The organism is Zobellia barbeyronii (assembly GCF_018603515.1).
Taxonomy (GTDB): Bacteria; Bacteroidota; Bacteroidia; order Flavobacteriales; family Flavobacteriaceae; genus Zobellia; species Zobellia barbeyronii.
This window is the reverse complement of the sequence record NZ_JACATN010000002.1, coordinates 462,982-476,363: the sequence shown is the minus strand read 5'-3', so window position 1 is coordinate 476,363 and position 13,382 is coordinate 462,982. Positions and strand designations below refer to the sequence as shown.

Sequence of the window (13,382 nt, the reverse complement as noted above, 5' to 3'; positions counted from 1 at the left end):
TTGTCAAGTTACAATTTAGTTGAGATACTTAAAGCGATATGCCTCGTTTCCAAGGAATAAAGTCTTCTTGGCCTAAGCGCACTGCAGCAGGAATAATCTCTCCGCTGGCTACCTTAATAATATATTCAAGTAGTTCCTCGCCTTTGGTCTCAATAGTATCCTCGCCCGTAATTACCGTTCCCGTATTAAAGTCGATAATGTCTTTCATGCGGCTACTGAGTATATTGTTGCTGGATAGTTTAATGACCGGAGCAATAGGGTTCCCGGTTGGTGTACCTAATCCTGTTGTAAAACAGATTACGTTACATCCTGATCCGGCAAGACCTGTTGTGCTTTCTACATCATTACCAGGTGTACATAAAAGATTTAGGCCTTTCTTTCTAACTGGCTCCGTGTAATCTAGTACATCGGTAACGGGACTTGTACCGCCTTTTTTGGCCGCACCGGCAGATTTCATGGCATCGGTAATAAGTCCGTCTTTTATATTTCCAGGTGAAGGGTTATTCTCAAATCCAGAGCCAACAGAAACTGCCTTGTCCGAATAAGCGCGCATTAGTTTAGCAAACTTGGTTGCATTTTCTTCCGTTTCACAACGGTTAATGAGTTCTTGCTCAACACCGTTCAGTTCAGGGAATTCTGAAAGGACGGTAGTAGCTCCAAGACCCACTAACAAATCCGAAGCATAACCTAAAGATGGATTCGCAGATATTCCTGAAAAACCATCAGACCCACCACATTCCAAACCTAAAACAAGTTTGGTTAGTGGAGCAGGTTTTCTTTCTGTTTTATTGGCTTCTATCAACCCTACAAATGTCTTTTTAACCGCCTCTTCTATAAACTGACGTTCACTAGAACTTTTTTGTTGTTCTAGAATATGTAGCGGCTTTTTAAAATTAGGGTCAAGCTTAGCTATAGCAGCTTCTAATAATTTGAATTGCGCATTTTGGCAACCTAAACTCAAAATTGTTGCACCTGCAGTATTGGGATGTGTAATGTATCCAGCTAACAGGTTACAGAGGGTTTCTGAGTCTTGACGAATACCTCCACAACCTCCGTCATGGTTCAAAAATTTGATACCATCAACGTTTGGGAAGGTCCGGTTTTGCTTTATATCTTCAGGAGTTTTAATAATGTCCGAAGATAAAAGTTCATCATCGGAAGCTCCGTTTTTATATTGGTTTACAAGAACCTCGGTATCAACTACAAAGTCGGTAGTGGTGTGGTAACCTAGAGATTTTAATAATGCAGATTTCATTACATCTACATTTCTATTCTCGCAGAAAACCAAGGGAATCACCAACCAATGATTGGCTGTGCCCACACTTCCGTCTGCTCTATGGTATCCGTTGAAAGTAACATCTTTCCACTTGCTGACATCCGGAGCCGTCCAACTCAGTTTTTCTTGACCTACAGCATATTCCGAAGAAGCATGTACAACATTTTCAGTAGTAATGGTTTCACCTTTGGCAATAGGTTTTGTAGCCTTGCCCACCAATGAGCCGTACATAATAATACTATCGCCAACATTTAGGTTGGTAGTTGTAAACTTATGTTTGGCCTTTACGTTAACCGTTAACTGAAAACGGTCATTGTTATGTACGATTTCAGAACCTTTAGAAATATCTTTAAGGGCTGCCAGAACATTATCTTCTGGATGTATTTGCAAAAATTGCTTTGACATAGTGTTCTTTACTTTTGTCTGTGCTTAATTGTATGGTTGATGAACGTTGGTTTACTCAAAATCAACAGTAGCCTTAATAACTCCGTTTGCCGGGTCTAACCAACCATCAAAATTGGCTATCATTTCAGTATAAGGAACATTGTGGGTGATGAAAGAATCAATTGGAAAACCGCCTTTCTCTAAAACAGAAATTACATGTTCAAAATCCTCTAAGGTCGCATTTCTACTGCACATAATAGTTGTTTCCTTAGCATGGATTTTTGGATGGGTAAATACCAATTCGCCTTTAGAAAGGCCAACCAAAACGTATCTTCCGCCATGTGACATATAATCAGGACCTGCTTCAAGAGCTCCTTTATGACCTGTTGCATCAAAAACCGCAGTAGCTAAATCACCATTAGTAATTTCAGACACTTGGTCTACGGCATCTTTTCCTCCTAGAACAACATAGTCAACACCTATGTCATTTTTAGCATAATCCAAACGCTGCTGGTTCATATCTATTGCAATTACTTTTGCTCCGGCAATTTGCGCCAACTTCATGATGCCAATACCAATGGGTCCACAACCAACAACAACAATGGTTTCCCCAGGTTGAACATTGGCACGACGAATAGCATGCGCACCAATAGCCAATGGCTCAACAACAGCCATTTGGTCATCTGTTAACTGTTGCGCAGGGATAAGTAAATTGGTAGGAACAGTTATTTTTTCCTGCATTCCACCATCTGTATGAACACCTAAAACTTTGATATTCGTACAACAATTTGTTTTCCCGTTTCTACAAGCAATACAAGTGCCGCAGCTTACATAAGGCATAACTACAACATTGTCTCCTGCTTTAATACCTTGAGGATTCTCGTCTATTTCAACTACTTGGGTAGCCAGTTCGTGACCAAGAATTCTGGGGTAGGTAAAAAATGCTTGGTTACCTGCATACGCGTGTAAGTCCGTTCCGCAAATACCTACCTTTTTTACTTTTAATATAGCTTCTCCGGATTTTCTTGTAGGTTCTTCTTTCTCTTTAAGAATGAACTCTCCCGGCTTCTCGCATACAATATATTTCATGTGTAATTTATTTTTTTGATCACATTTATATTAAAACGAGTTATTTCTTTTAAGTACTATCCCGCTTAACAAATTATCACCTATTCATTTTGTGTAGTACTGAAAAAGAGCGCACTTTTAAGGTGCGCTCCTAAATTAAAAAAACTAACTCAACTAACTTCTTTATTAAGGTGCTATAATGATATTTCAAGCACGTGAGCAAAATTTCCAGTTTTGCTTCCTAGATTAGAAATTGAAAGCGCATCGTCTTTCACATCAAAGGAGATTTTAGCATCACTTCCTAGTAATCTTACATTTTTGATATTTAGGTCTTTACCGTATTTACTAGCTTTACCCAATGATTTGATATCTACTTTGTTGCCTTCTGGCCACTCCATCATAATAGCATAAAGCTTATCTCCTTTTTTGGTGAAACGAATATCTTGACCGGTGAAACCTTTATTCTGTCCCTCACTATGGTGACCTTTTTTAACCTCGGTAGGACCTTCGCCAAAAGTGCTCCAGTATTCCGTATCATAAATAGCTTCGCCATTTACATTTAACCAGTCTCCAATTTGGAATAATATTTCTTTTTGATCTTCTGGGATGGTACCATCTGCTTTTGGACCTACATTAAGTAATAGGTTTCCATTTTTAGAAACAATATCAACCAAATCGTCTACAAGGCTATTTGCTGTGCGCGATTCCCAGTTGGTTACGTAACACCAAGAGTTCTTTCCAATAGAGGTGTCCGTTTGCCATGGCAGTTTTCTAATACCTGGTAGCTTACCTCGCTCCAAATCGTAGATTACAGAACCTTCAGGAAAGGCCTCGTGGTCAAAATTCTTATCATTAATCACTACTTCTTTGCCCCACTCAAGACCTTTGTTATAGTAATATGCTGCAATTTTAGGACGGTATTCTTTATAGTCTGGAATATCAAGATAGAAGTCAAACCAAAGAATATCTGGCTGATAGTTATCTATAAGATCTGTTGTTCTGTCCCACCATAATTTTTTGAACTCTTCGGATACAGGCTCCGTAAGGTCTTTTCCTTTAGCGGAATACAAATCGGCAAACTCAGGGTCTGTCGTATCAAATTTATCTTTTTTATTATAGAAAGACCAGTTGAAGGCGTAGTGGGAAGAAGCTCCCATTATCATGCCTTGCTCACGACCTTCTTTAAAAAGCTCACCCAAAACATCACGCTTTGGACCCATGTCTACTGAATTCCATCTAGTTGTGTTGGATTTATACATAGCAAAACCATCATGGTGGTCCGCTACAGGAATTACATATTTAGCTCCTGATTTCTTAAAAATATCAATCCATTCTTTAGCATCGAATTTTTCTGCTTTGAACATTGGTATAAAGTCTTTATATCCAAAAGTCTTTTGACCTCCGTATGTTTCCTTATGATGAAGATATGTGGCGTTAGGTCCTTTTTGACCCAGTTTTAACTGAGCACTAAAAGTAGCTGTATCCATATACATTTGTCTTGGATACCATTCAGAACCATACGCTGGTACTGCATAGGCACCCCAGTGAATGAAAATACCAAATTTGCTATCATTAAACCATTCAGGGTCTTTATAATGTTCTTTTATAGATTCCCAATTAGCTTCGTATGTAGCCGCAGTTTTTTGTGCAGCTGGCTCTTCTTTCTTTTTATCCGTTTTTGATCCACATGAAGTAAGAACTACACCGGTCAATAAAAGTGTGAATATTTTATTCATTGAAAGTATTTAAAAGGGTTGGTTAGTGATGCCCGAAAATAGCATTGTTAATGAGCTGCTAAATTGCAATTTAATAGAGCAAACGAAAGAGCGAATTGTTCAAATAAGTACCACAAATGGTTATTTATTTGATTTGTAGTGTTTTTGAGGGGTTGGTAACATGCAGTTTTTTAGGCCTTTGCATATTTTCTTTGGTAAGCAAGGGGAGAGGAGCCCATGAATTTTTTAAATTGTCTATGGAAGAAAGGGAGTGTTTCGTAACCACAAGCAAAAGCAATATGGGAGACAGAATCATGAGTGTCCAGAAGCATTCTGGCGGAAATATTAATACGGTACTCGTTTAAAAAAGTAAAGAAAGGACGCCCCATCATTTTAGTAAAAAACCTAGAAAAAGACTGCTCGGACATGTTCACGAGATCTGCTAGTTCTTTTAAATAAATTTTACGGTTATAGTTTAAGCCTACAAAATCATGAATCTGCGCCATACGACTACCATATTCAGAAGGTAAATCTTCTACAAAGCTGGCGCTTGATAATGTTTTGTAGCTACAACTAGACAACTTTACCAAAATGGTGAGCAGTTCTATATATAGGTCATGAGCTTCTAATTCTGGGCATTTCTTTAATCGGGGTATAAGAGAAGCCGTTTCCTTTTTATTAAACAATAATCCTTTAGAAGAAGTTCTTAGCATTTGAAATAAAGAGGCTAATTCCGGAACTTTTGGGAATACACCTAAATTCCATTGTATGACAATGGATTTGGATAGTCCTCTTTGTTGTGTATTGTTTTTCCAACAATGGGGAAGGTTAGAACGTAATAAAACCAATTCTCCCGGTTGGTAAGGACCAACATAGTCGCCAACAAATTTAGTACCCACACTTTCTTCAATATAGGTAAGTTCATGTTGCGGATGAAAATGCCACGGAGTTTCAAAGTCTTTTTTAGAATGAAAAAAACTTGTAATCGTGCGTTTTTCATCTAAATGTATGGGCTCTAATACAGGTTCCATTCTATATGAAAATTGAGGAGTAAGATACTTTGACTATTGTTTATTTTGTTTGAAAATACGTAAAAATTAATACTAAGGTACAGAATAGGGTACTTATTTGCTAAAAAAGGCAACTGAAAGCGCCCGCAGAATAATCATTTTTGTGTTTCCGCAGAAAGTGAACTATAAAAGTTAATACCGCCAATATGAAAAAAAGTGAGTTTCCAGATCCGTTTGAAAATACAAGAGAATCAAAAGGTTATGGTGAAATGGACGACCAGGACGATCCTGTAACTATGCTTTTACGCCATAAGGACGTTCGTAAAAGCGCTCATAATTACAAAACATTTCAGTCTGGTGCTACGCCAGGGCGGATTGTAATTCCTTCGGAGGTAAACATTCGTGAAACGCGTCAAATACCTTTTGAGGTAGATCCACCGGTTCATGGCATTTATAGAGCGTTGGTAGAACCTTGGTTCAAAAGACCTTTGCAACCTGAGTACCAAGAGAAATTAGCGGAGCAAATAGCAAATATAGTTGATGAAGTGCTTCAAGAAGATTCTGTTGAAGTAGTAACCGATTTTGCATTGAAATTGCAGTCCAGAGCATTGACTTTACTTTTAAACACACCTTTTTCGGAGTCGGAAACATGGATTTCTTGGGGAACCCATGTTTTTAGAAGTGAAGGCGAAGCGTTAGATGGAGATAAGGCGAATATCCTTTACAATTATATAGACGCAGAAATAGAACGTGCTAGTAAGAACCCTACGGGTGATATGTATTCTATACTTCTTGATTCTGAATTTGAAGGTCGAAAATTGACTAAAGAAGAGGTTAAGGGGGTAATGGTATTAACTTTTGCAGGAGGTAGAGATACGGTCATAAATGCCGTTACCAATGCCATTGCGTATTTGGCGGAACACCCGGAATCATTGGAGCGTTTGCGTAAAGAACCTGAAATTACAGGTAAGACCGTAGAGGAAATGATTCGTTATTTTTCACCACTTACTCAAATGGGGCGTGTGGTTACCGAAGATACTTTTGTGTGCGAACATGCGGCAAAAGCAGATACTAGAGTTTCCTTATGTTGGGCGTCTGCCAATAGAGACGCCAAGGTTTTTGAGAACCCTAATGAAATAGTTATGGACCGTAAAATTAATCCGCATGTAGGTTTTGGTTTTAGTCACCATAATTGTTTGGGAGCTACTCATGCCCGTCAGATAATGAAAATATTACTTCAGACATTGGCAGAGAAAGTAGGTTCGTTTGAAATATTTGATTGCAAGGAGAATATAGAAGACCTGCATCATTTTAAACGTAAAGTGGGCTTCCACAGTATTAATATGAAATTCAACCCTTTAACAAAATAAAATCCATGGCAAAAATCACATTTATAACCAGTGACGAAGAAACAATAACCTTAGAAGGAACATCCGGTTCTGTAATGGCTCTTGCCGTTGATAATGGAATACCCGGAATAGATGGCGATTGTGGAGGAGTTTGTTCTTGTGCTACCTGTCATGTACATGTAGCTCCAGAGGATATGGAGAAAACGGGAAGTGCTAGCGAAATTGAGACCGATATGCTTGAGCTTGATGATAATGCAGATGAATACAGTAGACTTTGTTGTCAAATAGATATCACTGATGCTATTGATGGTGTAGTGTTGAAAGTAGCCAAATAAAAGAAATGTCAGAAAGTAAAAATACCGATCAAAATTGTGTGGTTATAGGTGCTAGTCATGCTGGAGTGAACTTTGCTTTCGTTCTAAGGCGCGAAGGCTGGCAGGGTTCTATTACCTTAATTGATATAGACCCAACTCTACCATACCACAGACCACCATTGTCAAAAGCCTATTTGACCAGTGAGGATGGTATTGAGAAAAACTTGCTTAAGTCCGAGGAGAGCTATAAAAAGGAGAATATTGAGCTTAAGTTAGGAGTTTGGGTTGATGCTATAGATCGAGAAAACAAAAAGGTAGTCTTAGCTGATGGCACGACACTGGACTATGATAAACTTGTGATAGCTACAGGGGCACGCCCCATTATGCCGCCCATACCCGGTTTAGACACGGCAAAGAATCTTTTTCCGCTTAGATCCGCTGCAGATGTGGCCAATATTAGAAAGACGGTTGTTGAGAACGAAGCGCTGAAAGTAGTTGTGATTGGCGGGGGCTATATAGGACTTGAGACTGCCGCCTCATTAAAAAAACTAGGCGCATCTGTTACCGTTTTAGAACGGGAATCGCGCATACTTGCCAGAGTTACGGCCCCGGAAATGTCCGCTTTTTTTCAGAAACTTCACTCGGATAATGATGTTGCGGTGCTGACAGAAAAGAACGTAATTTCCATAGAAAACAATCAGAATAAGAACACGGTGGTGTGCTCAGACGGAACCCGTTATGAGGCTAATATGATTGTTGTTGGCGTGGGTATTCACGTAAATAAAGAATTGGCTGAAAAGGCTGGTTTGACCATAGAGAATGGCATACAGGTAAATGAAATGGCACAGACTAGTGATCCATCTATTTATGCAATTGGTGATTGTACGTTTCACCATAACATTCATTACAATCGACATATCCGGCTAGAATCCGTTCAAAATGCCGTGGACCAGGCTAAAATTGCAGCGGCCGCCATTGCGGGTAAAGAATGTTGTTATAACGCCATACCTTGGTTTTGGTCCGATCAATATGATGTAAAATTACAAATGGTAGGTCTTTCAGAAGGTTACGATGAAGTAGTTGTACGTGAGGAAGCAGATAAGCCAAACTGTTTTTCTGTATGGTATTTTAAAGGTGATACACTTTTATCCGTAGATGCGGTAAATAATGCAAAAGCCTATGTGTACGGTACAAAATTCATTAAAGGAGGAGAGAAAATTGATAAGAAAAAATTGAGTGACCCAACGGCGGAGTTCAAACCGGCAAATCTCATAGCTCAATAACAAAATATAAAAGTAGTCCAGAACTACGTAAAAGCATAATACATGTCTATTCAATCAAAAAGTGCAGTAGCAAAAGGAGATGGTACTTTTATAATTACTAACGTAACCGTTGCAGAACCAAAGGCGGACGAGCTACTTGTAAAAATAAAAGCAGCCGGTCTTTGTCATACAGATTATGATTCTCTTACTTGGGGCAAGCCTATTGTAATGGGGCATGAAGGTGCGGGAATTATTAAAAAAGTAGGTTCCGAAATAAAAGGTTTAAAAGTAGGTGATCAAGTTCTTTTAAATTGGGCAACGCCTTGTTTAAGCTGTTTTCAGTGTCAAGAAGGTAATCAACATATATGTGAAAACAATTCTCCTGTAGTAGCTGGTGGAAACGGTCATACTCCAGGTCATGCGCATTTAGAAGGTAGCCAGTGGGAAGGAAAACCTATTGAACGCTCTTTTAACCTAGGTACTTTAAGCGAATATGCTTTGGTTAAAGAATCTGCAGTGGTAAAAATAGAAGAGGAAAATTTGAATTTCTCTGCAGCAAGTATTATTAGTTGTGGCGTGATGACAGGTTACGGCTCTGTTGTTAATTCAGCAAAACTGGCTGCGGGTAGTTCTGCTGTAATTTTAGGTTGTGGTGGAGTTGGACTTAATGTAATCAATGCCTGTGAAATTTCAGGTGCAGGTAAAATAATAGCAGTAGATATCAACCCTAACAAACTTGAGCTTGCCAAACAATTTGGAGCTACGGATGTTATTTTGGCCGATAAGGCAGATGTAGGCTTGGCCAATGTTGCTGAACAGGTAAAGACAATGCTTGGCGGTAGAGGTGCAGATTATGCTTTTGAATGTACAGCTATTCCTGCTTTAGGCGCTGCTCCGTTAGCGATGATTCGTAATGCCGGTACGGCCGTTCAGGTAAGTGGTATTGAAGAGGAAATTACAATAGATATGCGTCTTTTTGAATGGGATAAAATTTACATCAATCCGCTTTATGGAAAATGTAGACCTCAAATAGACTTTCCAAAACTGGTGCGACTTTATAAAAAAGGGGATTTGAAATTGGACGAAATGATAACCAAAGAATATAAACTAGACGATTTGCAACTGGCGTTGGATGATATGTTGGCCGGTAAAAATGCAAAAGGTGTAATAGTTTTCGATTAAATAAACATGTTCAGAACCACAGAAATTTCAGATGCGGCCTACGAGAGTGCAAACCTTAGGTTCATAACGGTTAAAACAGACAAGCTAAAGGGAAGAGGAGATATTTGTGTATTTGTTCCACCAATGGCAAATCTAGAAGACTTGCCGCTTGTTATTTTGTTACATGGGGTTTATGGTAGTGCTTGGGTGTGGTCTCAGAAGGCAGGAGTGCATATTTCTGCTCTAGAGATGATGGAGAAAGGAGAGATTCCACCCATGGTAATAGCTATGCCTTCAGACGGACTTTGGGGAGATGGTTCCGGTTATCTTCCGCATAATCAAAAAGATTTTGAAAGTTGGATTGTAGATGATGTGCCTAATGCTGTTATCGAGAATATTACATCCGTAAGTAAAAAATCAGAATTATTCATTTCCGGACTTTCCATGGGAGGCTTCGGAGCTTTGCGTTTGGGGGTGAAATATGGTGATAGATTTAAGGCCATTTCCGGACATTCGTCCATTACCGATATAGAACAGATGAATCTTTTTGTAGAAGAATCCTTGGATAATTATAAGCAGGAAGTTGCTTCGGAGAATTCAGTTTGGAGTCTTATAGAAAAGAATAAAAAGCATCTACCAAAATTACGGTTTGACTGTGGTAGTGAAGATCAGCTTATTGAGTACAACAGGAAGCTGCATAAACAGTTAAAAGAGAATAACATTCCTCATGTTTATGAGGAGTTTAAAGGAGCTCATGAATGGTCTTATTGGAGTGAACATGTAAGAGATACACTAAGATTTTTTGCAAGAAACTATAAATAAATAATTCCTAGAGTATTTAGAGTGCATATATAAATAATCAACCATAATTTAAAGAACCAAAAGTAATGCAGTTAGTAAAAGATTTGGCGGACCGCCACGAATTGATTTCAGACCTTTTTAAGCAGCCAAAAACAGCTGAAGAATGGGAACAGTATAAGCTTAGTGATGAGCAAGTAGCCCATTTTCATGAGTATGGCTATGTCTCGGGAATAAAATTGCTGGACGAAGCTCAGATAGAAGTATTGAGAAAGGAGTTGGAAGAAATTCGTGACCCTAAGCATCCGGCTCATGAGCTTTTTTATGAATTTCATGGGAACCAATCTACAGACCCAAATACGGTACTTTTTCATTCTCTTGGGCACTGGCGAATTACAGAAGGGTTTCATGATTTGTTATGGAATCCCGCTTTTACAATGGCAGCAAGTCAATTGTTGGGCAACAATAATGTTAGGTTTTGGCATGATCAATTGTTTTGCAAACCTTCCAACCATGGTGGTGTAGTGGCTTGGCATCAAGATTATTCTTTTTGGATTAGAACGGTCCCTATGCAGCATTTAACCTGTTGGACAGGTCTGGATGATGCCACTACAGAAAACGGTTGTCTTTATTATGTGCCAGGAAGTCACAAATGGGGACTTCTACAAAAGCCCGAACTAGCAGGAAAGATGGAAGGCCTTATGGAGTTTATGACCGATGAACAAAAGGCGAATTTCAATCCTGTTCCCATTGAGCTTAAAAAGGGATATGGTTCTTTTCATCATCCATTAATGATTCATGGATCTTATGAGAATAAGTCTAATTTTAGCCGAAGAGCTTTTGTTCTAAATGCTTTTTCCGATGGAACTGTGAGTGATACGGATGGGGAAATGTTAAGAGGCACACCAATTAGGGTGCCAAAAGGAGAAAAAATGGAAGGCAAGTTTTTTCCTCTCCTTTTTGATCAGAAATAAAATTTACGAAGTATTACACTGCCTCTTTTAAAGAGGCAGTGTCGTTTTGTAACCTTTTATTAAGAAGAAGAAATAGTAAGAAGTGAGATTCCGTCAACACTATTATTTAGTATCTTTCCTATCGAAAAAAATTATCCACCGTTAAAATTTAAGAAACGTATGAAGCATTTTCTCTGTTCGATTTTGGCAGTAACCGGTATGGTTCTGACGAGTTGTAAGAATAACGAAAAGAAAGTTGAAGAAAAGGCCGTTAGGCCAAATGTGTTATTCATTTTAGCAGATGATTATGGGTATCATGACTTAAGTGTTACGGGGAGTAAGTTTTATGAAACACCCAATATTGATAGAATTGCCAATGAAGGTATGAATTTCACTAATGGTTACGCGGCCAGTAGGGTTTGCAGCCCATCTAGAGCTAGTATCATGCTTGGAACATTCACGGCAAGACATGGAATTACGGATTGGATCGGAGCAAAGGTTGGTACGGATTGGAGAAAAGCAGGTAGGTTTAATAAGTTACTTCCACCAGAGTACGAACACAATCTTCCCACTGTAGAAACTACTTTGCCAGAGGCTATGAAAGCGGCAGGGTACAAGACTTTCTTTGCAGGAAAATGGCACTTAGGAGAAAAAGGTTCGTGGCCAGAAGACCATGGTTTTGATATCAATAAAGGAGGTTGGGATGTAGGTAGTCCAAACGGAGGTTATTTTGCACCTTTTATCAACCCAAATTTGGAGCATCATAAAGACGGAGAGAATCTAACCATGCGCTTAGCAGAGGAAACCGTTAACTTTTTTAAAGAGAACAACCCAACGGAAACAGGTCAGCCTGTTTTTGCCTATCTCTCCTTTTATGCCGTTCACGGACCAATTCAGACTACCAAGGAGAAATGGGCAAAGTATCAGAAAAAAGCAGAGAAAAATGGTATTGCCGATACAGGATATAAAATGGCTAAATTCCTTCCGATACGCCAAGTGCAGGATAATCCTGTTTATGCAGGATTGGTAGAAGCTATGGACGATGCCGTGGGTAGAGTGTTACAAACTTTAGACTCTTTAGGTCTTGATAAGAATACATTGGTCGTCTTTACATCAGATAATGGTGGTGTTTCTGCGGGTGATTCTTTCTCAACCTCAAACCTTCCGTTAAGAGGGGGGAAGGGATATCAATTTGAAGGTGGTATCCGTGAGCCATATTTCATTAAAGCTCCTTGGTTGGTCAAAGGAGGAGCATCTACCTCAGAACCCGTAACCGGAGCCGATTTTTACCCAACAATTCTTGATGTAGCCGGTGTTGATTTAAAACCCGAACAACATGTAGATGGTAAAAGTTTATTACCAATTCTAAAAGGAGGCAGTTTAGAGGAACGTCCTTTGTTTTGGCATTATCCGCATTACGGTAATCAAGGAGGTGAGCCGTCTTCAGTTATTAGAAAAGGGGATTGGAAACTGATCCATTATTATGAAGACGATAGAGAAGAGCTGTACAACTTAAAGGATGATTTAGAGGAGTTAACAGATGTTGCTTCGGAACATACAGATTTACAAAAACAATTAAGCGAACAATTATTCGCCTATTTAGATGAAGTTGGGGCAAGATACCCATCAAAAGACCCTGAGTATAGTTTACAAAAAGAAGAGGCATATCTTAAGGAAATAGTAGAGAAGAAACTACCATCCTTAGAAAAACAAAGACTCCACTTTTTGTCTCCCGATTTTGACCCTAAAAATGATTGGTGGGGAAGTAAAGTAACCAATGATTAATGCTATTATTTTTATGGTATAATTGCTTTAAATAGAGCATTTTATAAAAAAAAAGAGGTGATTTTCACCTCTTTTTTGTGTTTAATAGTCGCTCGCTTCATCTTTTAACATAATATTTAGATATAAGATATGTCAAGATTAGTATAACATATGTTCAAAAGGTAAAATAGTGCTACGATAGGTTAAATAGGACTCATGTACCCATGTTGTCTAGTCTTAAGTTTGAATGTAATAGTTTCAGAAGATTTTTATTGATTAAAAATTTATGCTTTCTATTAGCTGTAAACTTGCAATTCAGTTATTTTAA

11 protein-coding genes are annotated in these 13,382 nt (G+C 38.7%); 7 read left to right on the top strand and 4 right to left on the bottom strand.

Features of this window, described 5'->3' with window-relative positions; genetic code table 11:
- Nucleotides 1–28: 28 nt before the first annotated feature.
- From HW347_RS06515 to HW347_RS06500, 4 genes are all read right to left on the bottom strand, one after another.
- Nucleotides 29–1,681 (bottom strand): UxaA family hydrolase, encoded by a 1,653-nt coding sequence (locus tag HW347_RS06515; RefSeq protein ID WP_214611102.1) that lies wholly within the window; start codon nucleotides 1,679–1,681, stop codon nucleotides 29–31.
- Between the two features lie 51 nt (nucleotides 1,682–1,732).
- Complete coding sequence (locus HW347_RS06510) at nucleotides 1,733–2,749, bottom strand: zinc-binding alcohol dehydrogenase family protein (RefSeq protein ID WP_155595966.1); 1,017 nt, start codon at nucleotides 2,747–2,749, stop codon at nucleotides 1,733–1,735.
- Between the two features lie 173 nt (nucleotides 2,750–2,922).
- Nucleotides 2,923–4,464 carry an alpha-L-fucosidase gene (locus HW347_RS06505; RefSeq protein ID WP_214611101.1) on the bottom strand — a complete coding sequence of 514 codons (1,542 nt, stop codon included), beginning with the start codon at nucleotides 4,462–4,464 and terminating at the stop codon, nucleotides 2,923–2,925.
- A 170-nt stretch (nucleotides 4,465–4,634) separates the two neighbouring features.
- Nucleotides 4,635–5,474, bottom strand: a complete 840-nt coding sequence (locus HW347_RS06500) for an AraC family transcriptional regulator (protein WP_214611100.1) — start codon at nucleotides 5,472–5,474, stop codon at nucleotides 4,635–4,637.
- A 185-nt stretch (nucleotides 5,475–5,659) separates the two neighbouring features.
- Between HW347_RS06500 and HW347_RS06495 the strand changes: the two genes are divergently transcribed.
- From HW347_RS06495 to HW347_RS06465, 7 genes are all read left to right on the top strand, one after another.
- On the top strand, nucleotides 5,660–6,823 hold the full coding sequence (locus HW347_RS06495; protein WP_214611099.1) for a cytochrome P450: 1,164 nt from the start codon (nucleotides 5,660–5,662) through the stop codon (nucleotides 6,821–6,823).
- Nucleotides 6,824–6,828: 5 nt separating this feature from the next.
- A complete protein-coding gene (locus HW347_RS06490) occupies nucleotides 6,829–7,137 on the top strand; it encodes a 2Fe-2S iron-sulfur cluster-binding protein (RefSeq protein ID WP_214611098.1) in 309 nt (102 codons plus the stop codon).
- Nucleotides 7,138–7,142: 5 nt separating this feature from the next.
- Complete coding sequence (locus tag HW347_RS06485; protein ID WP_214611097.1) at nucleotides 7,143–8,399, top strand: NAD(P)/FAD-dependent oxidoreductase; 1,257 nt, start codon at nucleotides 7,143–7,145, stop codon at nucleotides 8,397–8,399.
- A gap of 42 nt (nucleotides 8,400–8,441) precedes the next feature.
- Nucleotides 8,442–9,560: a Zn-dependent alcohol dehydrogenase gene (locus HW347_RS06480; RefSeq protein WP_214611096.1), complete on the top strand. Its 1,119-nt coding sequence runs from the start codon at nucleotides 8,442–8,444 to the stop codon at nucleotides 9,558–9,560.
- 6 nt (nucleotides 9,561–9,566) lie between these two features.
- Complete coding sequence (locus HW347_RS06475; RefSeq protein ID WP_214611095.1) at nucleotides 9,567–10,361, top strand: alpha/beta hydrolase; 795 nt, start codon at nucleotides 9,567–9,569, stop codon at nucleotides 10,359–10,361.
- 65 nt (nucleotides 10,362–10,426) lie between these two features.
- A complete protein-coding gene (locus HW347_RS06470) occupies nucleotides 10,427–11,311 on the top strand; it encodes a phytanoyl-CoA dioxygenase family protein (protein ID WP_214611094.1) in 885 nt (294 codons plus the stop codon).
- 159 nt (nucleotides 11,312–11,470) lie between these two features.
- Nucleotides 11,471–13,075 (top strand): sulfatase, encoded by a 1,605-nt coding sequence (locus tag HW347_RS06465; RefSeq protein WP_225901840.1) that lies wholly within the window; start codon nucleotides 11,471–11,473, stop codon nucleotides 13,073–13,075.
- Nucleotides 13,076–13,382 lie beyond the last annotated feature (307 nt).

Bases quoted from the DNA above. Each gene is read 5' to 3' on its own strand.
- HW347_RS06475 (WP_214611095.1), top strand. From the start codon at position 9,567: ATGTTCAGAACCACAGAAATTTCAGATGCGGCCTACGAGAGTGCAAAC.
- HW347_RS06515 (WP_214611102.1), bottom strand. From the start codon at position 1,681: ATGTCAAAGCAATTTTTGCAAATACATCCAGAAGATAATGTTCTGGCA.
- HW347_RS06510 (WP_155595966.1), bottom strand. From the start codon at position 2,749: ATGAAATATATTGTATGCGAGAAGCCGGGAGAGTTCATTCTTAAAGAG.
- HW347_RS06480 (WP_214611096.1), top strand. From the start codon at position 8,442: ATGTCTATTCAATCAAAAAGTGCAGTAGCAAAAGGAGATGGTACTTTT.
- HW347_RS06500 (WP_214611100.1), bottom strand. From the start codon at position 5,474: ATGGAACCTGTATTAGAGCCCATACATTTAGATGAAAAACGCACGATT.
- HW347_RS06495 (WP_214611099.1), top strand. From the start codon at position 5,660: ATGAAAAAAAGTGAGTTTCCAGATCCGTTTGAAAATACAAGAGAATCA.
- HW347_RS06490 (WP_214611098.1), top strand. From the start codon at position 6,829: ATGGCAAAAATCACATTTATAACCAGTGACGAAGAAACAATAACCTTA.
- HW347_RS06470 (WP_214611094.1), top strand. From the start codon at position 10,427: ATGCAGTTAGTAAAAGATTTGGCGGACCGCCACGAATTGATTTCAGAC.
- HW347_RS06465 (WP_225901840.1), top strand. From the start codon at position 11,471: ATGAAGCATTTTCTCTGTTCGATTTTGGCAGTAACCGGTATGGTTCTG.
- HW347_RS06485 (WP_214611097.1), top strand. From the start codon at position 7,143: ATGTCAGAAAGTAAAAATACCGATCAAAATTGTGTGGTTATAGGTGCT.
- HW347_RS06505 (WP_214611101.1), bottom strand. From the start codon at position 4,464: ATGAATAAAATATTCACACTTTTATTGACCGGTGTAGTTCTTACTTCA.